Here is a 24,916-nt window from a genome sequence, read left to right as displayed (position 1 = left end):
ATGAGGATTGCGGTATTTACAGCTATATGAATCACCTCCTTCTGCAGCGATCATTCGGGTTGCCCCGGCGCTGCGTCGCTGGCGTAGCTCAAACGGCCGCGGATCGGCGGTTAACGATCCTTCATGGGCTGACCTGCCTTGCCCCCGTGCGCCCGGCGTCCTAAGGGCGCGCGCGAAGAGACATTCGCCAGGGAAGCCCGCCTCATGACCGATTCCGTCCAGATCCGCCGCGCCTTGCTCTCCGTGTCCGACAAGACCGGCCTTGCCGAACTGGGCAAAGTCCTCAGCGACAGGGGCGTGGAACTGGTTTCGACCGGCGGCACCGCCAAGGCGCTGCGCGATGCGGGGCTGACGGTCAAGGACATCTCCGAGATCACCGGCTTCCCCGAAATGATGGATGGCCGCGTGAAGACGCTGCACCCGATGGTCCACGGCGGCCTGCTGGCCGTGCGCGACAACCCGGAACATGCTGCCGCGATGGCCGAACATGCCATCGGCGCGATCGACCTTGTCGTGGTCAACCTCTACCCCTTCGAGGCGACCGTAGCGAAGGGTGCCAGCCGCGACGAAATCATCGAGAACATCGACATCGGCGGCCCCTCCATGGTGCGCTCGGCGGCCAAGAACCACGCCTTCGTCACCATCGTCACCGACCCCAGCGACTACGAGGGCCTGCTGGTCGAACTGGAAGCGACCGACGGCGCCACCACGCTCGCCTTCCGCAAACTGATGGCCGCACGCGCCTATGCGCAGACCGCCGCTTACGATTCGATGATCAGCCAGTGGTTCGCCTTTGCCGATCAGGGCCTTGAATTCCCCGAGATGCTCAGCGTAAATGGCCGCCTGTCCACCACGCTGCGCTATGGTGAGAACCCGCACCAGAAGGCCGCGCTCTACACGCCGGTCGGCCCCTTCACCAAGGGACTGGCGCAGGCTGAGCAGGTGCAGGGCAAGGAACTGTCCTACAACAACTACAACGACGCCGACGCCGCTTTCGAACTCGCTGCCGAGTTCAGGGGGCAGAAACCCGCCGTCGTCATCGTCAAGCACGCCAACCCCTGCGGCGTCGCCCAGGGCGATTCGCTGCTCGACGCATGGAACGGCGCGCTGGCGTGTGACGACGTGTCGGCATTCGGCGGCATCGTTGCGGTCAACCAGACGCTTGACGGCGCAACCGCAGAGGCGATCTGCCAGATCTTCACCGAAGTCGTTGTCGCACCCGATGCCGACGAGGAAGCACGGGCGTTCTTCGCGAAGAAGAAGAACCTGCGCCTGCTGCTGACCGGCGAACTGCCCGATCCGCGTCGCGGCGGGCTTACCGTGCGCCCGATCACCGGCGGCCTGCTGGTTCAGGGGCGTGACAACGGCGCCATCGGCTTCGACGATCTCAAGGTCGTGACGAAGCGCGCGCCCACCGACCGGGAACTCACCGATTGCCTGTTCGCGTGGACCGTGGCCCGCCACGTCAAGTCGAACGCGATCGTCTATGCGAAGGACGGCGTCACCGCCGGGATCGGTGCCGGACAGATGAACCGCCGCGATTCCTCGCGCATCGCTGCGATGAAGGCCGCCGAAGCTGCAGAGAAGTTCGGCTGGGCGCAGGCACGCACAGTCGGTTCGGCTGTTGCCTCCGACGCCTTCTTCCCGTTTGCCGACGGCCTGCTCGCCGCCGCCGAGGCCGGGGCGACCGCAGTGATCCAGCCGGGCGGCTCGATCCGCGACGACGAAGTGATCGCGGCAGCCGATGAGGCCGGCCTCGCCATGGTCTTCACCGGGATGCGCCACTTCAAGCACTAAGGGGCTGGCCTATTCCGGCGGAAGGAACAGCGACGATGACGGGCGCGGGGACAGTGACGGGGTGACGGCTACCTGGCTCGGCCCCCTCGTCGTCGTCGGCTTTCTCACCGGCCTGACCATCGCGGCAGTGCTGCTGCGATTGGGCAGACTGCGGTCGCCCGCCAGCGCTCTGGCAGCCAGCGCACTGCCGTTCGTTTTCGCGGCCCTGCCCGTGCTGATCCTGGTGGCGTTCTCGGTGATTGTGGCAGCCTGGCGTCAATAACCGCACTTGATCCTGCAGTTCGTCGATCCAGTTCAACGCTTCGTCGCTAAAGTGTCATACGCATACTTTTGTTCACTGGACTGCAAGGCGTTTCCGGCCAAAGGGCCCGTACGCCATTCCCGACCGCGTGATGCAGCAGGCATCCCGGCCACCAGAAAGACAGTTCGAAAGCAACGTGATGGGTATCTTCAAGCCTGACTTCTACCGCTACTTCGCCTTCGGCTTCGCCGGCGGTGCGTTGCTGGTGATGGGCGCCATGGGGATCGGCCACGTCGCACCGTTGTCGAACGATCTGGTCCCCCCGGCACAGGCCGCGCAGAGCCACTGAAACCGCTGATCGGCGTACTGCAAGCCGCCAATTGCACTGGCCCGCGCAAAGCCCCATATGAGGGGCATGTCGGGTAAACATCACCATCACGAACATTCCGGCGACGGCCTTGTAACGGCCGCGCGCACCGCTCTGGTCGAAGCCGGAGAGCAGTGGACGGACATGCGCGCCGACGTGTTCTCCGCGCTGGCGGAACGCGAACGCCCGGCCTCCGCCTACGACCTTGCCGAGAGCGTATCGTCGCTGCGCGGAAAGCGCGTGGCGCCCAACAGCGTCTACCGCATCCTCGACCTGTTCGTGCGGACAAACCTGGCGCGCCGGGTGGAAAGCGCCAACGCCTATGTCGCCAACAGCCATCCCGGATGCCAGCACGACTGCATCTTCCTGATCTGCGACAGTTGCGGACAGGCGGTGCACATCGATGACGACAAGCTGACCGGCGCCCTCATCGCCGCCGCCAAGGGTGCGGGATTCGCGGACGTGCGCCCGGTGGTCGAACTGCGCGGCATCTGCGCCGATTGCAGCTAAGAAACGCGAACGCAAATTACGCGCGATATTGCAGAACCCGTCAATCGACAGGTCCGCAACAACGGTGTAGGGCCGTAAGATGACTGCCAATCCGGCCACACCTCTGCTCGACACCGTTTCGACGCCCGATCAACTGCGCACGCTCAAGCCTGCGCAACTTCGCCAACTCGCCGACGAACTGCGTGCGGAGATGATCTCCGCCGTGGGACAGACCGGCGGCCACCTCGGCTCGGGGCTGGGCGTCGTCGAACTGACCGTCGCGATCCATTACGTGTTCGACACGCCGGTAGACCGCCTGATCTGGGACGTCGGCCATCAGGCCTATCCGCACAAGATCCTCACGGGGCGCCGCGACCGCATCCGCACGCTGCGCCAGGGCGGCGGCCTGTCCGGCTTCACCAAGCGTTCGGAGAGCGAGTACGATCCATTCGGCACGGCGCACAGTTCCACTTCGATCTCGGCGGCGCTGGGCTTTGCCATCGGCAGCAAGATCAAGGGTGAGCCGGGCCGCGGCATCGCGGTGATCGGCGACGGCGCGATGAGCGCGGGCATGGCCTACGAGGCGATGAACAACGCGCGCGATGCCGGCAACCGCCTCGTCGTCATCCTCAACGACAACGACATGTCGATCGCGCCGCCAGTGGGCGGCCTGTCGGCCTACCTTGCGCGGCTGGTGTCCTCCGGCAAGTTCCTGGGCCTGCGCGAACTGGCCCGCAAGTTCGCCCGCCGCCTGCCCCGCCCGCTGCATCAGGCCGCCCGCAAGACCGACGAGTTCGCGCGCGGCATGGCCATGGGCGGCACCCTGTTCGAGGAACTGGGCTTCTACTACGTCGGCCCGATCGACGGCCATGATCTGGACGCGCTGGTCCCGGTGCTGGAAAACGTGCGCGATGCCGGCGAAGGCCCGATCCTGGTCCACGTCGTGACGCAGAAGGGCAAGGGCTATGCCCCGGCCGAGAACGCGGCGGACAAGTATCACGGCGTCCAGAAGTTCGACATCGTCACCGGCGAACAGGCCAAGGCGCCTGCCGGACCGCCTAGCTACACCGGCGTCTTCGCCAAAGCGCTCCATGCAGAGGCGCTGAACGACCCGACGATCTGCGCCATCACCGCCGCGATGCCGTCAGGCACCGGGCTGGACAAGTTCGCGCAGGCCTTCCCCGAACGCAGCTTCGACGTCGGCATCGCCGAACAGCACGCCGTGACGTTCGCGGCGGGCCTTGCCGCGCAGGGGATGCGCCCGTTCTGCGCGATCTATTCCACCTTCCTGCAGCGCGCGTTCGATCAGGTCGTTCACGACGTGGCGATCCAGAACCTGCCGGTCCGCTTCGCCATCGATCGCGCCGGCCTGGTCGGGGCGGACGGCGCGACGCATGCCGGTTCGTTCGACGTGACCTATCTGGCGACGCTGCCCAACATGGTGGTCATGGCCGCTGCGGACGAGGCGGAACTGGTCCACATGGTCCACACCGCCGCACAGTACGACGCCGGTCCGATCGCATTCCGCTATCCGCGCGGCAACGGCACCGGCGTAGCCATGCCCGAAACGCCCGAACTGCTGGAAATCGGCAAGGGCCGCGTAGTGCGTGAAGGCACCAAGGTGGCGCTGCTTTCGCTCGGCACGCGCCTTGGCGAAGCGCTGAGGGCAGCCGACCAGCTTGAGGCGAAGGGCCTGTCCGCCACCGTGGCCGACCTGCGCTTTGCCAAGCCTCTCGACACCGATCTGATCCGCCGCCTGATGCTGAGCCACGAAGTGGTCGTCACGGTGGAGGAAGGCTCGATCGGCGGCCTGGGTGCTCACGTCCTGACGATGGCGAGCGATGAGGGGCTGACCGACGCCGGCCTCAAGATCCGCACCATGCGCCTGCCGGACGTGTTCCAGGACCACGACAAGCCCGACGCGCAGTACGACGAAGCCGGCCTTAACGCCCCGCAGATCGTCGACACCGTGCTGAAGGCCCTGCGCCACAACAGCACCGGCGTGAACGAAGCGCGGGCCTGAGGGCCCGCGTAAGCCTTCCCTGACCGAAGAGCGCCACCCGCGGTGGCAGTAGAGGGGGCGCGTGCGACATCGCATGGTCCCTCGGCGCGATCATGCGCCGATCGAGGTCTAGCGTTTCTAACCGTGCCCTAGCGCCGCGCCCCGGACGGGGTGGGTCGGGGCATCAAACTTCTTGGTGAGCAGGCAAGTCCGGATCGGCCGGTGCCATCGGCGCACCTTGTAAAACGGCCCGGGGATCGCCCGGGCCGCATGGTTTTGTCAGTCGGTCTTCATGGCCGGATGGACGCCTGCCTCCTGCGCCTCCAGCCCGATGCCGGAGCGTCCGGCAAGGTCGGCGTCCATGCCGCGATCCTTCAGCGTGTCGAGGTGCATCCAGCGCCTCACGATGGGCGACAGCGCAAGGACGACCACAGCGACGCCCAGCGTGATCCAGCCGATCTTCGCATAGATCGCCAGCGTCAGTGCCTTGTCCATGGTGCCGCTTTCGCCGCCGGTCGCCTCGCCGATCTTGCCCGCCACGAAGTTGCCCACCGCGGTCATATAGAACCACGCGCCCATGATGAAGCTGCCAAGGTGCAGCGGCGCCAGTCGCGTCATGGCGGAAAGGCCGACGGGCGACAGGCACAGTTCGCCAGTGGTGTGCAGCGCATAGATCAGGAACACGAACAGCACCGAGGTCATCACCGCCGGATCGCCCGTGCCCGCGCCCCACACGAAGACGAGGAAGCCCAGGCCCACCTGCGCCAGCGCCAGTGCGAACTTGGCGGGCGCGCTCGGTTCCAGCCCCTTCTTGCCCAGCACCGTCCAGATACCGGCGATGATCGGGCTGAATACGACGATGTAGATCGGGTTGATCGACTGGAACAGGCTGGTCGGCACCCCGCCGCGGTCCACGAACTTGTCGGTATAGAGGCTGAGCGAACCGCCCGCCTGCTCGAACAGGCCCCAGAAGATCGGGTTGAGCGCGATCAGGAACAGGATCGCGAAGATGCGCTCACGCGCTTCCTTGGGCAGCTTGAACGCTTCGTAGAGGGTGTAGAGCAGCATCGCGATGCCCGAAACCACCAGCAGGCTCTGGATCACGCTGACGTACTGGATCAGGAGCCAGATCACCGCGACCGAAGCGAGGCCGACGCCGTAGAGCGTGAACTCGCCCCTCTTCGCCAGCGGCTTTGGCGGTTCGCCCCGGCCCTGCAGCGCCGGGCGGCCCAGCACGAAGATGACCAGACCCAGCAGCATGCCGATGCCGGCAAGGCCGAAGCCCCATGACCAGCCCAGTGTCTCGCCAAGGTAGCCGACCAGGATCGTGCCCAGCGCCGCGCCGGTGTTAACGCCCATGTAGAAGATCGTGTAGGCGGCGTCGCGGCGGGTGTCGGTCATCTTGTAGAGTTGGCCGACGATCACCGAGATGTTCGCCTTGAGGAAGCCCGAGCCCACGATGATGAGCGCCAGCGCCAGCCAGAACACATTGAGCGCGGGATCGGCCTGTTTGGTGGCGGGGTCGGTGATGCCGTGCATCCCTTCGTAGGCCATGAACAGGTGGCCCAGCGCCAGCACCAGGCCGCCGAACAGCACGGCCTTGCGCTGCCCCAGCCAGCGGTCGGCGATGTAGCCGCCCAGCACCGGGGTGATGTAGACGAGGCTGGTGTAAGCCCCGTAGATCAGGTTCGACTGGCCATCGGAAAACAGCCAGAACTTGACGAGGTACAGGATCAGCAGCGCGCGCATGCCGTAGTAGGAGAAACGCTCCCACATTTCGGCATAGAACAGCACGAAGAGGCCGCGCGGGTGTCCTGCGAATTCATCGCTCTTGCGGGTGGCGATGATCCCGCCCACGGCGAGCACCGCGAAGAGGAAGACCGCGCCGATCGCGCCGATCCAGTCCCCTTCGGTCCAGAGTGACATGTCTTTCATGGTGCTTTTTGCCTTCGCGCCCTGTGTCTGTCTGTTTCTTGTTCCCGGCCTTGCGACCGGTGAAAGATCGAAGGTTAGCGCCGGATTTCCCGCTGTAAATGGGCCGTTGTCCCGCAGGGCGTGTCGCTTGCGCGACAGATTGGCCGATTTTGGGGCTGCTGCTTGAAAGCGTTGCGCAAACCGCTTGCCGATGGCATTTTTGCAATCGGCCATGGGGCGGCCACGCGTAATATTCGGATTCCTGCGCAGACCGTCGATTTTTTCGGCTGTGCCGGGTGTACCAGGAATTTTTTGGGGGACATTGGCGATGATCAGGTCGGAACTTCTGCAGATACTGGGCCGGGAAAATCCGGAACTGCGTGCCGAAGACGTCGAGCGCGCGGTGGACACCTTCTTCGAGGAGATCAGCCAGCGCCTTGCCGATGGCGGCCGCGTGGAACTGCGCGGCTTCGGCGCGTTCTCCACCCGTCATCGCGAAGGCCGCAAGGGCCGCAATCCGCGCACCGGCGAAAGCGTGGAAGTGCCAGAAAAGCGGGTGCCTTATTTCAAGCCCGGCAAGGAAATGCGCGCCCGCCTCAACGTAACCTGATTGCGCTGCGCGACAGCGGCGGCTAGACGCCGGGCCGTCGTCAATTCGCGATCATGCGGGCGTGGCGGAATGGTAGACGCTGCGGACTTAAAATCCGCTTGGGTATCCAGTGCGGGTTCGAGTCCCGCCGCCCGCACCATCGCGTGTTCGACGCATAGTGATCCTGCAATCGAATAAATTGCGTCGATTGGCGGTTTTGTTCGCTTCGAACGATTGCGTTTGGAAAGCGGTAACTTCAAACTCGGTATCTATACTAAGGACCGTTCCATAGTGTCGTCGCGACGACGCGGAGCGCGTATCGAGGGGTATCGGCCGCATGACTTTCCAGGAGACGCTGCCCGCCGGGCAGTCCGGGTCATACGCAGAACAGCGAGAACGGGAGCAGCGAGCCAGCCCGCGCTTCGCGCTGCTGCTGCGCGCCGCGAAGTTGATCGGGCTGCGTGGCCAATATCTCTGCATTGTGCGGGACGTTTCCGAAACCGGCGTGCGGTTGCGCCTGTTCCACGCGCTGGCGCAGGAACGGCGTCTGGCGCTTGAGAGCGTGGCAGGCCAAAGGCTGGGCGTGGAAAAGGTCTGGGAGAACGCCGGAGAGGCGGGCTTCCGATTCGACGTGCCGATCGACGTGCACGGCTTCATCGCCGAAGCCGGACCCTACCCAAAGCGCCCGATCCGTATCGGGGTTGAGGACATCGCCCGGATCACGGTTGCGGGAGAGACTTGTGTCGCGCGCCTGCGCGACCTGTCCCGGCAGGGCGCAGGGATCGAGATCGACCGCCACCTTGCCATCGGCCAGCACCTGCGCATCGAAGCCGATGCCCTGCCCGAATTCGAGGCAACCGTGTGCTGGCGCAAACATCCGGCCTATGGCCTGGTGTTCCGCCAGCTGATGAGCCTGGAGGAACTGGCGGTTCGTTCCTACCGCATGCAGCCGGGCCGCCTGCGCCAGGGCACGGATCAGGCCTGAGGTTCAGGCTCAAGGTTCAAGCTCAAGGTTCAGGCCAGAGGGTCAGGCTCAAGGTTCAGGCAGGCCGCGCCCGCCTCCACCAGCGTCGGGAACCACTCTGCGGCCCCGACTTCATCGCCTTGCGCCGGAACAGCACGGACCCTGCGCGCACCAGAAGCAGCACCCACGCCGCCTGCCATGCCAGCGCTACGACATGCGGCAACAACGCCGGGCTCTGCGCGGCGCGGGCCAGCATCGCGAAGGGCGAACTGAACGGCAGGATAACCGCCAGCCGCTCTATGCCGCTGCCGGGCTGGGTCATCGCGTAAGTCGCAAAGAAGAACAGCATCAGCTGCATCATCGTCACCGGCATCGAAAGCGTCTGCACTTCGCGCACGGTGTTCGCCAGCGATCCGATCCCGAGGAACACCGCCCCCAGCAGCAGGTAGGCCATGGCAAAGTAGACCACGCCCAGCCCGATCAGCAGCGGCCACCCGACCGCCGGTTCGGGCAGGTCCGGGATGGCCGACCCCGCGCCCAGATAGACCAGCCCGCCCACCGCGCCCCACGACGCAATGCCTACCAGCGACACGCCCAGCATCGCGAAGAGCTTGCCGAGGAACACTGCTTCCATCGGGATCGCGGCGGCCAGCACTTCGATGATCTTGTTGGCCTTTTCCTCGACAAGGTTGGACAGGACCATGCCCGCCAGCATCATCGTCAGCAGGAACAGCAGCGTCTGCGCGGCTTGCGCGGTCCTGAGCCGGGCGCGGCGGTCAGTGGCATGCACCACGGCGTCGGCCCGCAGCCGGACATCCGGCCATTTGCGCAAGGCTCCGTCGCGTGCCTGCGCCGCTATCATCGCCACATCGCCGCGCCACGCCCGGATCTGATCCGCAGGACCGGACAGCACCGGCGCCTCGAGCGAACCCGACAGCATCGCCGTGGCATCGCCTTTCGTGCCGGACTTCATGGCAGACAGAGCCTTCATGTCTGGCAGACCCGGCCCCAGCCGTTCCGCCAGCGCATCGTGCGCCGCGATCATCGCCGCCGTGTCGGCCGGGGCCATGGCGATGCCGATCGACGGCGCCTGCCCGCTCTGGTCCACCCGCTGGCCGACGCTGCCGGCCAGCACGCCGACGATCAGCGGGAACAGCGGGCCGAGCAGGAAGAAGAAGAACGTGCGCGAGAACAGGATGGCCGTGAAGTCGCGGCGCGCCACCACCCATGCGGCTAAAAGCGTCGACAGGCGCCCCCGATGCCCGCTCATCGCGCCGCCTCCTCGGGCTTTTCCTCTTCCAGCGCGCGCGCCGCCGCCGCACCGGCGATGGCAACGAACGCATCGTGCAGCCCCGCGCGCTCTATGGACAGCGAGAGGATGCCCGCCTCGCCCGCGATCAGCGCGCGCAGCAGCGGTTCGATCCCCTCGTCCGGCAGGGTGAAGCGCCAGAAGCGCCCTTCACGCCGCGCGTCGGTGGGCAGGGCGGTGCGCCACAGCCCCTGCTCCTCGCGCGTTTCCAGCCGCACCTGCGCGGGAATGCGATCGCGCGCCACATCCACCGGCCCGGCGAACGGCACCCTGCCGCCGGCGATGATCGCCACTTCGTCGCACAGCCGCTCGGCATGGGCGATGACGTGGGTGGAGAAGATCACGGTCGTTCCCTCTTCCGCAAGGCCGCGCATCATGGCTTCCAGCTTGCCCTGATTGAGCGCGTCCAGCCCGGAAAACGGCTCGTCGAAGATGACCAGCCGCGGGCGGTGGACCAGCGTGCCCAGAATCTGCACCTGTTGCGCCATGCCCTTGGACAGCTGGCGGATCTGCCTGTCCGCCGCATAGCCCAGTCCGTGCCGCTCCAGCAGGTCATGCGCGCGGCGGCGCCCTTCCTTCAGCGGCAGTCCGCGCAAGGCGCCCAGAAAGGCGATCGCTTCGGTGGCCTTCATGGAGGGGTAGAGGCCGCGTTCCTCTGGCAGATAGCCGATGGCGTGTGCGACGTCGTGAGGCCTGTCCGCTCCCAGGATCCGGCGATAGCCCGAATCGGGCTCGATGATGCCCAGCAGCATGCGCAGCGTCGTCGTCTTGCCTGCGCCGTTGGGACCAAGGATGCCGTAGACCGACCCCTGCGGCACCGTCAGGTCGACGCCATCGACCGCCACGGTGCCGTCGAACCGCTTGACGAGGCCTTTCGCCTCGATCGCCAGCGGCAGATCGAAGCTTCGCTCATTGCCGGTCAACCGAGGATCTCCTACTTGCGCATCCATGACACCCCCAGGGTCCAGCACTTGCCCCCCTCATAGCGCACCTCCGGTTAAGACCGCACTAAGCGATTTTGCCGGAGCGGTGGAGGCAGAGGCGCGCGCGCTCGGCTTTTGCGCGTTCGGCGTGGCCTCCGCCCTGCCCGACGAGGCGCGGACGGCGCGGCTCGAGTCGTGGCTGGCCGAGGGGATGCACGGCACCATGGGCTGGATGGAGGAACGTGCGCATCACCGCCGCAGCCCACAGGGGCTGTGGTCCGAGGCGCGCAGCGTGATCGCGCTGGGGATGAGCTATGCCCCCGCCGCCGACCCGCTGCGGCTGGCGGACGAGGGGCAGGTGGGCCGTATCTCCACCTATGCCCAAGGCGCCGATTATCACGACACGGTGAAGAAAGCGCTCAAGAACCTTGCGCGCTGGATGGTCAGCGAAGGGGCGAAGCAGGGTCTGGGCGAAGTGGGTGTAAAGGTATTCACCGATACCGCCCCGGTCATGGAAAAGCCGCTGGCCGCCGCCGCCGGGCTGGGCTGGCAGGGCAAGCACACCAACGTCGTTAGCCGCGAGCATGGATCGTGGCTGTTTCTGGGCGAGATCTACACCACGCTGGACCTGCCGCTCTCCACCCCGGCGCGGGACCGTTGCGGATCGTGCCGCGCCTGTCAGGACGCCTGCCCGACCGATGCCTTTCCAGCCCCCTATCGCCTCGATGCGCGGCGCTGCATCAGCTACCTGACCATCGAGCACAAGGGCCCGGTACCCGAGGACATGCGCGCCGGCCTTGGCAACCGCATCTACGGCTGCGACGACTGTCTGGCCGTATGCCCGTGGAACAAGTTCGCGGCCACGGCGCATACGATGAAAGCGTTCCTGCCCCGCGCCGAACTGACCGCGCCGGACCTTGCGGACCTGCTGACTCTGGACGACGCCGGTTTCCGCAAGCTGTTCTCCGGCAGCCCGATCAAGCGGATCGGGCGCGACCGGTTCGTGCGCAACTGCCTCTACGCGGCGGGAAACAGCGGGCGCACGGCGCTGCTGGAGCAGGTGAAACCGCTGCTGGCCGACCCGGACGAAGGCGTCGCCGACGCGGCCCGGTGGGCGATGGCAAGGTTGCAAATACCATCGTCCCAGACCTGATCCGGGACGACGGCAGGTTCAGACCAGTTCCTTCAGCGGCACGGTTGCGTCGGCCAGTCGTTCCACGTCCGGCGTCGCCCCCGCTTCCACCAGCTTGCGACCCTGCACATAGTCCTTCACCGCATTCACGCAGTCCAGCGCCACCACGCGCCCGTCCTTCAGGTACACGACCGAGAAACTGCGCGCATCCAAGTCGCCGCGGATCACGGTCTTGTCGAAACCGACGTTGATTCCTGCCGTCTGGAGCTTGAGGTCATACTGGTTGGACCAGAACCACGGGAACGCCTTGTAGGGCTTTTCGTCACCGCAGATCGCCTTCGCCACGCAGGTCGCCATGTCGTTGGCGTTCTGCACCGATTCGACGCGCATCACGATGCCACCCGCATATTCGCAGGCGAAGGCCGCGCAGTCGCCGATGGCGTAGATGTCGGGAAGCGAGGTGCGGCAGAATTCGTCCACGTCCACCCCATTGGCGCCGGATGCGCCTGCAAGGATCAGCGGGCCCACGGCGGGCACGATGCCGATGCCCACGATCACCGCTTCGGCCGGAATCACCTCGCCGTCGACCAGCTTGACGCCCGTCACGCGGTGGCCGTCACCTTCGAGGCATTCGACCGCCACGCCGGTGCGCAGGTCGACGCCGTGGTCGCGGTGCTCCTTCTGGTAGAAGGCGGACAGTTCCTCTCCGGCAACGCGCGCCAGCACGCGCGGCAGGGCTTCGAGGAGGACCACGTTGAGCCCCATCTTCGACAGCACCGCCGCCGCTTCCAGCCCGATGTAGCCGCCGCCGATGACGACGATGTTCCTGGTGCCCGCGTCCACTTCGGCCATCAGCGTGTCGCAGTCCTCGCGCGTGCGCACGGCGTGGACGCCTGCCAGTTCCGCCCCGCCGCATGAAAGGCGCCGTGGATCGCCGCCCGTCGCCCAGACCAGCTTGCCATAGCCCAAGGTGCTGCCGTTGGAGAGCGTCAGTTCCCGTGCCGCCGGGTCCACCTTTGTCACTTCGGTGGACAGCCTGAACGTCACGTCCTTTTCCGCCCAGAAAGTCGGCGGGCGGATGTAGAGCCGGTCGAAGGTTTTTTCGCGGGCGAAGTATTCCTTAGACAGCGGCGGCCGCTCGTAAGGATGCTCCGGCTCGCGCCCGATGACGGTGATGGTCCCCTCGAACCCGTTCTGGCGCAGGGCCAGCGCGCACTGCGCACCGCCATGACCCGCTCCCACGATGACGACGTCTGCTTTTTCCATTCGGCTTGGGTTCCGCAATTTAACCGCGCGGTCAATGGGGAACGGTGAAATCTAGTTACCTTGATAGGGGGTATCGCACCCCGCTTCGTCAAGCCGGCTGCCTGAGCACATCCATCGTCAGTTCCAGAGACCGTATCTGCGCTTCGGGGTCGTAAGTGGCGATGCTGACGATCAGTTCGTCGGCCTGGGTCCGCTCGACCAGAGCTTCCAGTTCGCGCCGCACCGTCTGCGGGGTACCGATGGCGCTGACGGCGCGGACCTGCTCCAGCATGGCGCGCGCAGCACCCGGCAGGCCGGCGCGGTAATCGCGCACCGGCGGCTTCAACCGGCCCGGATTGCCCGAGCGCAGCGCCACGAAGCTCTGGTCGGTGGAGGAGGAGAGATAGCGCGCTTCCTCGTCCGTGTCGGCGGCGACCACGTTGACCCCGACCATGAAGCGCGGCTTGTCGAGGAACTCCGAAGGCTCGAACCGCTCGCGATAAATCCGCGCGGCATCGTCCAGCGCGGCCGGGGCGAAGTGCGAGGCGAAGGCGTAGGGCAGTCCCAGCATCGCCGCCAGCTGCGCGCCGAACAGGCTTGAGCCGAGAATCCACATTTCCACATCGGCGCCGTCCGCCTGCGGGGATGCGACGCCGCCCGCCGCCTGCCCGGCAAAACGGGCGCGCAGTTCCACCACATCGTTGGGAAACCGTTCGGAAGCGGCGTGAATGTCCTTGCGCAGGGCATGGGCCAGCCGTCCGTCAGCGCCGGGCGCGCGGCCAAGGCCGAGATCGACGCGGCCTGGGAACAGCGCGGCCAGCGTGCCGAACTGCTCTGCAATCACGTAAGGCGTGTGGTTGGGCAGCATGATCCCGCCCGCACCGATGCGGATGGTCGATGTGGCGTTGCCCAGATGCGCCAGCACCACTGAGGTCGCACCGCCCGCGATCCCGTCCATGCCGTGATGCTCGGCCACCCAGTACCGCTTGTAGCCTGCCCGTTCGGCGGCCTGCGCGGTCCGCACCGAAATGTCGAGCGCCTGGCCGACGGTGCCGTCTTCGCGGACGGTTACGAGATCGAGAACGGAAAGCGGGATCATGGGGAAAGCCTTATTTCGCCGGGTCGGGGGATCCCAGCTGGGAGAGGTACTGCTTCGCCGTGACGGCAGCATCGCTGGACGGCGCGGTCTTCACCACCGAATCCCAGCTGCGCCGCGCGGCGTCTTCGTTGTTGGACAGCATCGCGATGACGCCCGCTTCCAGCCCGATCTCGGGATCCTGCGGGGCAAGGCTGGCGGCTTTCTCGATCTGCGTCTGCGCCACCGCCAGCTTGTCCTGACGACGCGACAGCGTGGCGGAAAGCAGCCACGCCTGCGCATTGTCCGGCTGCGTGGCGCGCGCTTCGGCAAGGGCGTTGGCGGCCTCGTCCGGCTGCTTCACCGCCACCAGCGCGCGCGAGCGGTCCAGCGCGATCGAGGCGACAAGGTCCGCATCGCCGACGATCTTCGCCTCTGTCGCCGCAGGAGCCAGCAGCGACAGCGCCTGCCCCGCCTGCCCGGCGGCCAGAGCGGCGTTGCCCGCCATCGCGCCCAGCCGCGCCCGGCTGGCATGGTCGGCGGGGTCGGCGGCGTCGCGGGCGTTGGTGAAGGCGGTGCGCGCTTCGTCCCAGCGATCGAGGTCGCTCAGCGCCACGCCAAGGCATAGCCCGGCGCGCACCCGTTCGCGGCCAATGGCGTCGGACAACGCGCTGCGGGCCAGCTCGGCGGACTTTTCCGGGTTCGCCTCCACCGCGCTCATGCATCCGGCACTGCTGCGGCTGCCGGATGGCATCGCCACGGTCTGCGCTTCACGGGCGCGGCGGTCGCGGTCCTCCTTGTCCTTCTTCTCGATGATCTCCAGCGGCAACTGGGACGCATAGCGGCTGGCGTTGCTCGGCAGGGACGATGCGGGACCGACCTGGGCCATCAGCGGGAGCAGGAGGAGCAGCGAGGACATGGGCAATCAGGACTCCGGCAAAGCCTGCGCGTCCGTTACCGCCAGTGGCAGCACCAGCTCCGCGACGGTGCGCAGCAGCAGGCGAATGTCGGCGTCGCGCGAAAGGCGATGATCGCCGTCCTTGATGAGCGTGACCTGCACGTCGGCTGAACGCAGGCGTTCGGCCAGTTGCATCGCAATTTCCCAGGGCACGTCGGTGTCGCGCTGGCCGTGTAGCAGGCGCACCGGCGCATCGATGGCGATCGGCCCTTCCAGCATCAGGCTGGCCTGCCCGTCCGCCCAGAAACCGGGATGGGTGGGCGTCGGTTCGGGACCGTAGGGGTTGTCCTCGAAGATCGTCTCCCCATCGGCCAGCAGGGCCTTGTCCATCTGCGGGATGCCCCATTCGGTGAAGTCCGGCGCGGCGGCGATGCCGACAAGTCCTGCCAGCCTGTCACCCAGCGCCAGCCCGGCCTTCAGCATCAGCCAGCCACCCATCGACGAGCCGACCAGCACGATCTTCGCGTCCGTTTCCAGCGCGGCGACAAGGGCCAGCACTTCCTGCGCCCAGCGCGACAGGCTGCCGTCGGCGAAATCGCCGGGGGACTGGCCGCAGCCGGAATAGTCGAACAGCAGGCACGCCAACCCGCTGGCCTGCGCCATCTCGAACAGGGCGGTGGCCTTCGACCCGGCCATGTCCGACATGTAGCCGGGCAGGAAGACGATCACAGGGCCCGTGTGCCCCGCGGCGCCGGGCGTGAAGCGGTAGGCGATGGAGCGCCCGTCGGAAAGATCGAGATAGCTGGTAGACGTCATGCTGCCCTTAGTGGGTAGCGCCGGGCCACAGGGCAAGGCGTTGCGGCAAATTCGTCGACCCGGATCATGTCCGCGCGGCGGAAGCACAAGCCGCAAAACCGCTGGACGCGCCGCCAGTAATGCGATCTTAAGTCCCCCTCCCTAACCCGCAGGGCCTCATGAGCGCCAAGGTCATTCACTTCCCAACCCGCCCGTCGCGGCTTTCGTTGCGCCTCGAATGGTTCGCCACCGACCGCTCGGTGCTGCTGGGCATCTGGGCGCTGTACTTCGCCCTGCGCGTGGCCGTGCTGCTGATCGACGTTGTGCCGACGTCGGATGCGGAGTGGTACTTCACCCGCGCAGCCAGTCTGGCAGCGGGACAGGGCTACCTCGACAATCAGGGCGCGCCGACCGCGTTCTGGCCCGCGGGCTGGCCGATCGCGCTGGGGCTGGTGTTCGCGCAATTCGGCGTGAGCCAGGTTTCGCTGGGGCTGTTCAACCTTGTCAGCGCCATGCTGATCGGGGCGATGACGCTGGTGCTGGGACGGCGGCTGTTCGGCTCCGAAGGCGCGGCGCGGGCCGGGCTGCTGCTGCTGGCGGTCTACCCCAACGCCATCGGCTATGTCCCGCTGGCGCTGACCGAAGTTTTCTACACCGCGCTGCTGATGGCCGGATGCTGGGTGATCGTGACGCGCTCCAGCCGCTGGCATCTGGTGAGCGCCGGGTTCCTGTTCGGCGTGGCCACACTGGTCAAGGCGCAGACGCTGGTGGTGGTGCCGCTGCTGTTCGCCATCGAATGGCTGAGGATGGGCCAGGTGTGGCAGCGCGTGCCCCGGCTGGTGGGCGAAGGCCTGCTGGTACTGGCCCTTGCCGCGTTGACCGTGCTGCCGTGGACGGTGCGCAATTATGTGCAACTGGGCCACGTCGTCGCCGTATCCACCAACGGCGGCTATACGCTGCTTACCGGCAACCACGACACCGCGACCGGCGACTACACCCCCGACGCCCCCGTGGTGAAGGCGCTGATGGCCCGCCCCGGCCTTGACGAAGTGCAGCGCGACGCCGAAGCCCGGCGGCTGGGCATGGACTGGATCACCCAGCACCCCGACCGCTTCGCCGGACTGCTACCGAAGAAGTTCCTGCGCCTGTGGCTGCCCGACGGCGAGGCCGAGTGGGCCTATCAGGGCGGTGCCCCCGGCTATGCGCGGTTCGAGGTCGTCTATCGCGCCGTGCGGGTGCTCAATCAGGGATATTACGTGCTGCTGATGGCAGCCTTCGCGGCGGCGTTCGTCGTCATGATCGCCCGGCGGCGGCGTGATGGGCAGCGGTGGATCGGCTGGTGGCTGCTACCTTACGGCATCGCGCTTTATCCGACGCTGATCTGCCTGGTGTTCTCCGGCCAGTCGCGCTTTCACTATCCGGTGATGCCGTGGGTCTGCATGACCGCGGGCTGGCTGGCGATGACCGCGCTGGGCCGGCTGGGCGAGCGCCGGGTGCGGCACACCGTCCACTGATGCTCAATAGAGGGACGGCGCGACCACCCGCAGGATCACCTTGCCGTCGGCGCGGATCGTGCTCAAACCGGTTTCCTCCCGCGACGGGACCGGCTCGGCAGAGGACTGGAACAGCCCCAGCGACACGGCGGCAGCAACGGCTATGGCCACCGCCACGCCGACCCTTGCCCCACGTCTACGCTTCAACGGCCCGCCAGCCATCACTCGCCCCTTTGGAAGATCTCTTCGATGGTCATACCAAAGATGTCGGCGATGCGGAAGGCCAGCGGCAGCGAAGGATCGTAGCGCCCCGTCTCGATCGCGTTGACGCTCTGTCGCGAGACTTCCAGCCGTTCGGCAAGATCCTGCTGGCTCCAGCCCCGTTCGGCGCGCAGCACCTTGAGGCGGTTCTTCACGCGCAGGCCCCGGCGGTGCCAAGCGTGATCCGGTTGACCAGCATCCCCACGAAAAGCCCCATCGCCCAGAGCGGGAACACCAGAAACACCGGCAACCGGGGCACATTGGTGTAGATTTCCAGCAGCCCCCAGACGCTGCAGGCCGCAAGCGTCACGCCGGTGGCGACAAGGAACTTGCGGACTTCCAGCAGACGCAGGAATTCGTCGTCCAGCTCGATCAGCAGGCGCGCCATCGCCCAGATCCAGCCCAGAATGGCAAGACCGGGCAGCAGGGCCAGCCCCACCGAAACCGCGCTGATGGTGGACCGATCGTGCACCAGCCACGAGGCCAGCATGATCGCGCCGACGTACAGCAGGCTCAGCGGCAACATCCGCCGGGTATATCGGCGGTAGGCGGGGTTCTTCATCGACGATCGGCTGAACATGACAAGCCTCCTTGCTTTGTTGTAAAGCTAACTTGTCATGGGTGAACCATGCAGTCAAGCGTCATTGACACAATGACAAGCATCCGCGTCATCGGGCCCGACGCTTGGCATCGAGCGTGCGAATCGCTACATGGCGATCATGCCCAAGCGCATCGCCCTCACTACGCAGACTACCCGGCTCGTCCGGGCACGGTCGGTCGCGGGCTGAACGCGCGAACCGCCGACCCCCGGGTTTCGGACGGGATCGGCGCCTTCCCTTTCGAAATAGAGCCATTTCCGCCGACGCCGCACCTTCACCCGGAGCCGCGCCTGTGCCATGGCGCGCACATGTCCCGCCCACATGCTCTGGTATCGCATGGGGCAAACGAGAGAACGAGTTCGTCCATGTCCGAAATGTTCAAGATCAGCCTGCCCGACGGTTCCGTGCGCGAGATGCCGCAAGGCGCCACCCCCGCGGACGTCGCCGCCGCCATCGGCCCCGGCCTTGCCAAGGCCGCCCTTGCCGCCCGGATCGACGGCGAACTGGTGGACCTGTCGCGCCCCTTCACCGGCGACGCCGCGCTGGCGCTGGTGACCAGCCGCGACGAGGCGGACGCGCTCGACCTTGCCCGCCACGACTTCGCGCACATCCTGGCCGAAGCGGTGCAGGCGCTGTTCCCCGGCACGCAGATCACTTTCGGCCCTTCGACGGACGACGGGTTCTATTACGATTTCGCGCCGAAGGACCGCCCGTTCACCGACGAAGACCTGCCCGCGATCGAGGCGGAGATGCGCCGGATCATCGCCGCGAACAAGCCGCTGCGCCGCGAGGAATGGACCCGCGAACAGCTCATCAGCCGCTGGAAGCAGCAGGGCGAGAGCTTCAAGGCCGAATGGGCCGCCGAACTGCCCGGCGACGAGCCGCTGACGGTCTACTGGTCGGGCGACGACTGGCTGGACATGTGCCGTGGCCCGCACCTGCCCTCCACCGGCAAGCTGGACCCGGCCGCCTTCAAGCTGACGCGCGTGTCGGGCGCATACTGGCGCGGCGACCAGAACAACGCGATGCTTTCGCGCATCTACGGCACCGGCTGGCTCAACAAGAAGCAGCTGGCCGAACACCTCACGCGTCTTGAGGAAGCCGCCAAGCGCGACCACCGCAAGCTGGGGGGCGAGATGGACCTGTTCCACCTCCAGCACGAAGCGCACGGATCGGTGTTCTGGCACCCCAAGGGCTACGTGATCTATCGCGCGCTTGAAGATTACATGCGCCGCGCCATCAGCGCCGCCGACTGCAAGGAAGTGAAGACCCCGCAGGTCATGGACGCGCGCCAGTGGGAGCAGTCCGGCCACTGGGGCAAGTACCGCGAGAACATGTTCGTCATCCCCGACGAGGTTCCCAACACCGAGGACGATGGGCCGATCATCTCGGACGACGCGCAGTGGATGGCCTTGAAGCCGATGAACTGCCCCGCGCACGTCCTGATCTTCAAGCAGGGCATCAAGTCTTACCGCGACTTGCCGCTGCGCATCGTCGAGAACGGCTGCTGCCACCGCAACGAGCCGCACGGCGCGCTGCACGGGTTGATGCGCGTGCGCCAGTTCACGCAGGATGACGGCCACATCTTCTGCCGCGAAGACCAGATCGTGGGCGAAGTGCAGGCCTTCTGCGAAATGGCGGACAAGGTCTACAAGGACTTCGGTTTTACGTATGCAATCAAGCTGGCGCTGCGCCCGGACAACCGCATCGGCACCGACGAACAGTGGGACAAGGCCGAAGCCGAACTGCGCGACGCGGTGATCCGCGCCGGTCTTGCCACCGAGGATTACGGCTGGGAGGAACTCCCCGGCGAGGGCGCGTTCTATGCCCCCAAGCTGGAATGGCACCTGACCGACGCGATCGGCCGCACCTGGCAGGTCGGCACGATCCAGTCCGACCGCATGCTGCCCGAACGCCTCGACGCGCATTACATCGGCGAGGACGGCGAGAAGCACCGCCCGGTCATGCTGCACCGCGCGATCTTCGGGTCGTATGAACGCTTCATCGGCATCCTGATCGAGCACTTCGCGGGCAAGTTGCCGGTGTGGCTGGCCCCGGTGCAGGCCGTGGTCGCCACCATCGTGTCCGACGCCGACGACTATGCCGCCGAAGTCGCTGCGAAGCTGAAGGCTGCGGGCGTGCGCGTGGAAACCGACCTGCGCAACCAGAAGATCAACTACAAGGTGCGCGAACACTCGCTCAAGAAGGTTCCGCACCTCCTCGTCGTCGGCAAGCGCGAGGCGGATGAAGGCACCGTTGCCCTGCGCACGCTGGGCGCAGAGCACCAGAAGGTCATAACCCTGGACGAGGCCATCGCGCTTCTGAAGGACGAGGCCACCGCGCCGGACCTCAAGTGATCCGGCCGGGTGGCCCCGCCGACGCACCGCGCGCCTTCGCGATATGGCGCGCGGCGGTGGAGGCCACTCACGGCTTTCTCCTGAGCGCCGACCGCGTGGAGATCGCCGCCGCCGTGGAAGCGATGCTGCCCCAGGTGCCGCTGTGGATCGTCGATGACGACCACGGCGTGCCGCAGGGCTTCATGATCTTCATCGACGGCATGATAGAGGCCTTGTTCGTCGATCCCGCCGTCCATGGCCATGGCTTCGGCTCTGCACTGGTCGCCCATGCGCTGGACCTTCACCCGGCGCCGCGCGTCGATGCCAACGAACAGGCCGACAACGCCTTGCCCTTCTACGAGGCGCGCGGCTTCGTGCGCACCGGTCGCTCCGAGCGTGACGGCGAAGGGCGGCCTTACCCCATCATCCATCTGCAATACGGAAAGCCATCATGATCCAGCGCGAACTCCTAGATACGGCTTGGATTCCGGACGGCGAGAAACTGGAACTGTTCCGCCACGACAAGGACTTCATGATCGTCATCGGCCACAACGAGCTGATGAGCACGCGCAAGTGGGGCTCTGAAGAGGCGCTGGCGACGATGGCCTACGACCGGATCAAGGGTTCGTCCAAGCGCCCGCATTTCCTGATCGGCGGCTACGGCATGGGCTTCACCCTGCGCGCCGCGCTGCGGGTGCTGCCTGCCGATGCGCAGATCACCGTGGTCGAACTGGTACCCGAAATCATCCAGTGGGCGCGCGGGCCGATGGCGCACCTGACGCAGGATCATCTGGAAGACCCACGCGTCAATCTGGTGATGGGCGATGTGGCACAGGCGATCCTCGACGCCCACGGCGATTACGATGCGATCCTGCTCGACGTCGACAACGGCCCGGACGGGCTGGTGCGCGAAGACAACAACGTCATCTATTCCAAGGTCGGCCTGCGCGCCGCCTATCGCGCCCTGAGGCCCGATGGCGTGCTGGCGATCTGGTCCGCCGGCCCGGACCCGTCCTTCACCCGCCGCCTCGAACGCGCCAGCCTGGCGGTGGACGAAGTGAAGGTCCACGCCCGCAGCAACGGCAAGGGGCCCAAGCACGTCATCTGGTTCGCCTCCAAGAGCGAGTGACGCTTACGGCGCCTTCCCCGCCGCCAGCAGGTCGGCAAAATCGCCCGCCGGACTGGCGGAGGGGATCGCCGCCATCGCCTGCGCCAGCTTGCCGGGATCGACTGCGCCGGCAGTGCCGGTCAGCATCTCGAAAACCGGGGCGGACGCCAGCCCCCTGAACGCACCGGCATAGCGTGCGTGCAGTCGGCCCAGCGCATCCTCGCGCCCGAGCATCGCCTGCGAAATGGCGTGGCGCAGAACCTGCGCCTGCGCCACCGGGTCCAGCGTCCGCCCGGTCGGCAGCGCGGCGGCTGAAGCGTCGGCATACCGCGCCCAGTCGCGCTTCTGCCACAGCACTTCGGCCTGCAGCGGGGCGGAGCCGGGCAGATCCTGCAGCACCGCCATCGCCTCGTCCGGCCGCCCGACCTGTACCAGCGCGGCGGCTTCCACTCGCTTGCGTTCGGTCAGCATCGCATCGGGCAGTCCCGGATCGTCGGTTTCGCGCAAGGTCCGCAAGGCCCGCTCGGGCCGCCCGGCAAGGATATACAGCCCCGCCACCCGCGCCGAAAGCGGCCCGCGCGCCAGATCGCCCGCGCGTTGCATCAGCTGGTACGACAGCAGGTCGGCCGCGCGTTCGTAAAGCCCGGCCTGCTGCAACCGCCCGGCCAGACGGCTGGCCATCAGGTCGCCTTCCGCCCCGGAAGGCGCGATATCGCGATAATCCCAATACAGCCCCGCCGCCTTGTCCAGCGGCAGCTTGCGCGCCGGGTCCAGCGCTTCGGAGAGCTTAGCCCGCAAGCCCGCCAGCAGTTCGGGCTGCTGCGCCGCCGCATCGTGATAACGCACCAGCGCCGCGCCTGCCGAAAGCGTCTCTGCCAGATCGCCGCGCGCATCGGCGATGGAATAGGCCAGCCGCAGCGCGCGTTCCTCGATCGCATCGCCGCGCCATGAATAGCGGATCGCGTCCAGCTCCTTCAGCGCCGCCTGCGGAGCGATGGCCTTGCGCGCAATCTTGCCTTCGACCTGCGACAGCCGCGCGTCCATTCGCTGCGGCGCGTTGCCTGACTGCTCCACCCGGGCAAAGCGCAGGCGCGCCTGATCTGCATGGCCCAGCGCCTGCTCCGCCCGACCGCGCAGGAGGTTGGCGGCGGGATCGCGGTCCGGCAGCCACGACAGCCAGTGCAGCGCCTTGTCGGGCGCGGCGGCTTCGCCCTTCGCCTCTACCCCGGCGCGGGCGGCGGCCAGCACGAAGGGCGCCGCGCGGGGGGCGGACAGGGCAGGCCCGGCGCAGGCAAGCTGCTGCAACGCCTGTTCGGCAAGCCCGGATTCCGCCAGCGCGCGCAGCCGCCACAGGCATGCCTCCGGGTTGGCGCGCAGGCCCGGCATGTCCAGTTCGGCCACTGCGTCAGCAGAGCGCCCCGACAGCGCCAGCGCCGCGCCATGGGCCAGCCGCCACGCATCGACCATGCCAAGGTCCGGGTCGTCCTGCCGCATGACCTGCAGCACGCCCAATGCCTCCGGCCCGCGTTCCCCGGCGATCAGGCTGCGGGCATAGTCCCAGCGCGCCGCCTGCCGTTCGGCGGATGCGGCGGTGGTCAACCGGTCCCATGCCTTCCTTTCGGGAATGGCGATCCACGCCGACGGCCCTGTCAGCGACGGGCGCTGCGCCAGTTCCGCTGCAAAGCCCGGCAACCGCGCGCCGACGACAGGGCCCATGGCGCCATACGGCAGCGGGGGCGCCGCGGTCGTCCCGCAAAGCAACGCCGCGCCAAGGGCCAGCGCCACACGCGCGGGATACCGGGATCGCGTCACAGGTCGGTCACCGAGACAAGGCCGGACAGCATCAATAGCCCGCCGCCCACCGCACAGCCGATCAGGAACAGCACGATCGCACCGAGAGCCCAGGCGATGCTGCCCCCCTGTGGTGACGTCTCGGCGGAAGCATTCGCTCCCCCGGTCCCGGCGTCCGCCAATGCGTCTTCCTGCGGCCTGTCACCCCGGCGACGCGCGGGCGTACCGGGCGCAGGTGCCAGCCCGACGTCGCCTTCGGCCCCCGCTTCGGAAGAGACGACCCGCACCTTTGCGGGACGCCGATCGCTGCTCATTGCTCAACAACTCCTTAACTTTCATCCTATTATAGGAAGAGCGAACCTCGGGCGGGCCGCCCATCGGAGATCGCATGCAATCCCCCAGCCGAACGACCCCCGCCAGAACGGGCTGCGTCAAAGTGGCCCGCGCCGGCATGGCCGCGCTTCTGCCACTGGCCTGGGCCGCCCCCGCGTTGCCCGCCAACACCGACGCGCGCAAGGCCGTGGAACTGCCGCCGCCCGACGCATCGTTCCTGGCGATGGAGCAGATCGACGCCCCCATCGTCGATGGTGGCCGGATGGACGGCGTGCTTCACGTGCTCGTCACGGTGCAGGCGAAGTCCGGCGACGATGCCGCCGCCATCGGCAAGCGCATGCCCGAACTGCGCGCCGCCGCCCTTCCCGCCGCGATCGAGTTCGCATCCCTGCGTGCCTCGCGCTTCGCGCCAGTGGACGTAGCAAGGCTGGCCGAAATGATTGAGGCTCCGGTGAAGCGGATCGACCCGACCATTAACAAAGTGTTGATCGTGCAGGTTTCCGCCACCGAGCGGTGAGGGCTGTGGGGGCGGCGCAAACTGCCGCTGACGTACCACGGACGCTCGCCTCCAGAGATGGGACAGAAAACAGGGTTCACGCAGAGCCGCGACGGCGCAGAGGGATCTGCGCCGAAGAGGAAGCGCCGCCGCAAGCCCGACACCGTCGCGTCCCTGCATGAATCGCTTTTTCGTTTCCTGCTAATGCTGAACGGACGAGTTACGCCCTACTGCTGTCATTTGATCACAGCGCCGCTTCAAGCGAGGATGGGCAGACATTAGCCGGCCCGTTTTGATCTGCCACCCACTATTTTCGTCCTTGCCGAGTACGAACAAAAAATCACGATCTTCGCGCATGTAGGTGTGGGCATAGTACGACACGGGGATCGACTTCGTCTCAAGCTTCCCGGCAATCAGCTTACGCACCTTCAAGGTGGCTTCGAGCCATCCATGGCCTATGATGTCTTCTGGATCATCGACACGGGTCCAATCCCCGTTCTGCACTCGCCCGACCACCACAAGGTCACCGCAACCGTCTGAAAGCGCTTGCTCATTAATTTCTTCCGCCCGCGTTGGCGAGCAGATGGTGGTCGCGGCGCTGAAGGCAAAGACATATGTCAGGAGCTTCATACAAATATCCTATGCTCCACGGCGGCAGCTTTCCACCGAGGCTGTGTGAGAACGCGTTGTTTGTTTTTGATTAGCAGGCGCACGTAGGCTCCTTGGGTTCAGCCTCTCATCGCCACGATCATCTTCGGG

26 protein-coding genes and 1 tRNA gene are annotated in these 24,916 nt (G+C 66.7%); 14 read left to right on the top strand and 13 right to left on the bottom strand.

Annotation, left to right across the window (positions count from 1 at the left end; all coding sequences use genetic code 11):
• The first annotated feature begins 204 nt into the window (after positions 1–204).
• The 5 genes from purH (at position 205) to dxs (ending at position 4,917) form a co-directional block, all read left to right on the top strand.
• Positions 205–1,797, top strand: a complete 1,593-nt coding sequence (purH, locus tag GGR40_RS13865) for a bifunctional phosphoribosylaminoimidazolecarboxamide formyltransferase/IMP cyclohydrolase (RefSeq protein ID WP_429276841.1) — start codon at positions 205–207, stop codon at positions 1,795–1,797.
• 61 nt (positions 1,798–1,858) lie between these two features.
• Positions 1,859–2,059: a hypothetical protein gene (locus tag GGR40_RS13860; RefSeq protein WP_429276840.1), complete on the top strand. Its 201-nt coding sequence runs from the start codon at positions 1,859–1,861 to the stop codon at positions 2,057–2,059.
• Between the two features lie 178 nt (positions 2,060–2,237).
• A complete protein-coding gene (locus GGR40_RS13855) occupies positions 2,238–2,387 on the top strand; it encodes a hypothetical protein (RefSeq protein ID WP_429276839.1) in 150 nt (49 codons plus the stop codon).
• Between the two features lie 57 nt (positions 2,388–2,444).
• A complete protein-coding gene (locus tag GGR40_RS13850) occupies positions 2,445–2,915 on the top strand; it encodes a Fur family transcriptional regulator (protein ID WP_429276838.1) in 471 nt (156 codons plus the stop codon).
• Positions 2,916–2,994: 79 nt separating this feature from the next.
• Complete coding sequence (gene dxs, locus GGR40_RS13845) at positions 2,995–4,917, top strand: 1-deoxy-D-xylulose-5-phosphate synthase (RefSeq protein WP_429276837.1); 1,923 nt, start codon at positions 2,995–2,997, stop codon at positions 4,915–4,917.
• Between the two features lie 258 nt (positions 4,918–5,175).
• Here dxs and GGR40_RS13840 read toward each other — a convergent pair whose 3' ends face one another.
• A complete protein-coding gene (locus GGR40_RS13840; protein WP_429276836.1) occupies positions 5,176–6,831 on the bottom strand; it encodes a peptide MFS transporter in 1,656 nt (551 codons plus the stop codon).
• Between the two features lie 307 nt (positions 6,832–7,138).
• Here GGR40_RS13840 and GGR40_RS13835 point away from each other — a divergent pair, with 307 nt between their 5' ends.
• The 3 genes from GGR40_RS13835 to GGR40_RS13825 all read left to right on the top strand — a co-directional run bounded on the left by GGR40_RS13835 (position 7,139) and on the right by GGR40_RS13825 (position 8,384).
• A complete protein-coding gene (locus GGR40_RS13835; RefSeq protein WP_429276835.1) occupies positions 7,139–7,420 on the top strand; it encodes an integration host factor subunit beta in 282 nt (93 codons plus the stop codon).
• Between the two features lie 55 nt (positions 7,421–7,475).
• Positions 7,476–7,559: transfer RNA gene (locus GGR40_RS13830), tRNA-Leu, on the top strand.
• Between the two features lie 177 nt (positions 7,560–7,736).
• Complete coding sequence (locus GGR40_RS13825; protein WP_429276834.1) at positions 7,737–8,384, top strand: PilZ domain-containing protein; 648 nt, start codon at positions 7,737–7,739, stop codon at positions 8,382–8,384.
• Positions 8,385–8,439: 55 nt separating this feature from the next.
• Here the strand turns inward: GGR40_RS13825 and GGR40_RS13820 are convergent, their stop codons facing one another.
• Both GGR40_RS13820 and GGR40_RS13815 read right to left on the bottom strand, forming a co-directional pair.
• The gene (locus GGR40_RS13820; protein WP_429276833.1) at positions 8,440–9,633 is read right to left on the bottom strand and encodes an ABC transporter permease; all 1,194 of its coding nucleotides are present in this window, start codon (positions 9,631–9,633) and stop codon (positions 8,440–8,442) included.
• The gene (locus GGR40_RS13815; protein ID WP_429276832.1) at positions 9,630–10,622 is read right to left on the bottom strand and encodes an ABC transporter ATP-binding protein; all 993 of its coding nucleotides are present in this window, start codon (positions 10,620–10,622) and stop codon (positions 9,630–9,632) included. Before GGR40_RS13815 ends, GGR40_RS13820 begins: the two co-directional genes overlap by 4 nt.
• 79 nt (positions 10,623–10,701) lie before the next feature.
• On the opposite strand from GGR40_RS13815, the gene queG reads away from it, so the two are divergent.
• Positions 10,702–11,748: a tRNA epoxyqueuosine(34) reductase QueG gene (gene queG, locus GGR40_RS13810; protein ID WP_429276831.1), complete on the top strand. Its 1,047-nt coding sequence runs from the start codon at positions 10,702–10,704 to the stop codon at positions 11,746–11,748.
• 18 nt (positions 11,749–11,766) lie between these two features.
• On the opposite strand, the gene GGR40_RS13805 is transcribed toward queG, so the two are convergent.
• The 4 genes from GGR40_RS13805 to GGR40_RS13790 form a co-directional block, all read right to left on the bottom strand.
• A complete protein-coding gene (locus GGR40_RS13805) occupies positions 11,767–12,993 on the bottom strand; it encodes an NAD(P)/FAD-dependent oxidoreductase (RefSeq protein ID WP_429276830.1) in 1,227 nt (408 codons plus the stop codon).
• Between the two features lie 88 nt (positions 12,994–13,081).
• Positions 13,082–14,071, bottom strand: coding sequence for an LLM class flavin-dependent oxidoreductase (locus GGR40_RS13800; RefSeq protein WP_429276829.1), 990 nt, complete (start codon positions 14,069–14,071; stop codon positions 13,082–13,084).
• A gap of 10 nt (positions 14,072–14,081) precedes the next feature.
• Entirely contained in the window at positions 14,082–14,966 is an 885-nt protein-coding gene (locus tag GGR40_RS13795; protein WP_429276828.1) for a tetratricopeptide repeat protein, read from the bottom strand.
• Positions 14,967–14,972: 6 nt separating this feature from the next.
• Positions 14,973–15,761, bottom strand: a complete 789-nt coding sequence (locus GGR40_RS13790; RefSeq protein WP_429276827.1) for an alpha/beta hydrolase — start codon at positions 15,759–15,761, stop codon at positions 14,973–14,975.
• Positions 15,762–15,919: 158 nt separating this feature from the next.
• On the opposite strand from GGR40_RS13790, the gene GGR40_RS13785 reads away from it, so the two are divergent.
• Positions 15,920–17,254: a glycosyl transferase gene (locus tag GGR40_RS13785; RefSeq protein WP_429276826.1), complete on the top strand. Its 1,335-nt coding sequence runs from the start codon at positions 15,920–15,922 to the stop codon at positions 17,252–17,254.
• Positions 17,255–17,257: 3 nt separating this feature from the next.
• On the opposite strand, the gene GGR40_RS13780 is transcribed toward GGR40_RS13785, so the two are convergent.
• From GGR40_RS13780 to GGR40_RS13770, 3 genes are read right to left on the bottom strand one after another with little or no spacing between them, the layout of a single operon-like run.
• Positions 17,258–17,404 carry a hypothetical protein gene (locus GGR40_RS13780; RefSeq protein ID WP_429276825.1) on the bottom strand — a complete coding sequence of 49 codons (147 nt, stop codon included), beginning with the start codon at positions 17,402–17,404 and terminating at the stop codon, positions 17,258–17,260.
• A gap of 50 nt (positions 17,405–17,454) precedes the next feature.
• Entirely contained in the window at positions 17,455–17,649 is a 195-nt protein-coding gene (locus GGR40_RS13775; protein WP_429276824.1) for a helix-turn-helix transcriptional regulator, read from the bottom strand.
• Positions 17,646–18,074, bottom strand: a complete 429-nt coding sequence (locus GGR40_RS13770) for a hypothetical protein (RefSeq protein WP_429276823.1) — start codon at positions 18,072–18,074, stop codon at positions 17,646–17,648. Before GGR40_RS13770 ends, GGR40_RS13775 begins: the two co-directional genes overlap by 4 nt.
• A gap of 384 nt (positions 18,075–18,458) precedes the next feature.
• On the opposite strand from GGR40_RS13770, the gene thrS reads away from it, so the two are divergent.
• From thrS to GGR40_RS13755, 3 genes are read left to right on the top strand one after another with little or no spacing between them, the layout of a single operon-like run.
• The gene (thrS, locus tag GGR40_RS13765) at positions 18,459–20,450 is read left to right on the top strand and encodes a threonine--tRNA ligase (RefSeq protein ID WP_429276822.1); all 1,992 of its coding nucleotides are present in this window, start codon (positions 18,459–18,461) and stop codon (positions 20,448–20,450) included.
• Positions 20,447–20,884 (top strand): acetyltransferase, encoded by a 438-nt coding sequence (locus GGR40_RS13760; protein ID WP_429276821.1) that lies wholly within the window; start codon positions 20,447–20,449, stop codon positions 20,882–20,884. Before thrS ends, GGR40_RS13760 begins: the two co-directional genes overlap by 4 nt.
• Positions 20,881–21,558, top strand: a complete 678-nt coding sequence (locus GGR40_RS13755; RefSeq protein WP_429276820.1) for a spermidine synthase — start codon at positions 20,881–20,883, stop codon at positions 21,556–21,558. The genes GGR40_RS13760 and GGR40_RS13755 overlap by 4 nt, the downstream gene beginning before the upstream one ends.
• A 3-nt stretch (positions 21,559–21,561) precedes the next feature.
• On the opposite strand, the gene GGR40_RS13750 is transcribed toward GGR40_RS13755, so the two are convergent.
• Together GGR40_RS13750 and GGR40_RS13745 are read right to left on the bottom strand one after the other, a co-directional pair.
• A complete protein-coding gene (locus GGR40_RS13750) occupies positions 21,562–23,349 on the bottom strand; it encodes a hypothetical protein (RefSeq protein ID WP_429276819.1) in 1,788 nt (595 codons plus the stop codon).
• On the bottom strand, positions 23,346–23,642 hold the full coding sequence (locus tag GGR40_RS13745; RefSeq protein WP_429276818.1) for a hypothetical protein: 297 nt from the start codon (positions 23,640–23,642) through the stop codon (positions 23,346–23,348). The genes GGR40_RS13750 and GGR40_RS13745 overlap by 4 nt, the downstream gene beginning before the upstream one ends.
• A gap of 74 nt (positions 23,643–23,716) precedes the next feature.
• Here GGR40_RS13745 and GGR40_RS13740 point away from each other — a divergent pair, with 74 nt between their 5' ends.
• Entirely contained in the window at positions 23,717–24,178 is a 462-nt protein-coding gene (locus GGR40_RS13740; RefSeq protein WP_429276817.1) for a hypothetical protein, read from the top strand.
• 180 nt (positions 24,179–24,358) lie between these two features.
• On the opposite strand, the gene GGR40_RS13735 is transcribed toward GGR40_RS13740, so the two are convergent.
• Positions 24,359–24,787, bottom strand: a complete 429-nt coding sequence (locus tag GGR40_RS13735) for a hypothetical protein (RefSeq protein ID WP_429276816.1) — start codon at positions 24,785–24,787, stop codon at positions 24,359–24,361.
• Positions 24,788–24,916 lie beyond the last annotated feature (129 nt).

The organism is Novosphingobium gossypii (assembly GCF_050433305.1).
In the GTDB taxonomy this organism is placed as follows: domain Bacteria; phylum Pseudomonadota; class Alphaproteobacteria; order Sphingomonadales; family Sphingomonadaceae; genus Novosphingobium; species Novosphingobium gossypii.
The sequence above is the reverse complement of the archived record's forward strand: the minus strand, read 5'-3'. Positions and strand labels throughout refer to the sequence as shown.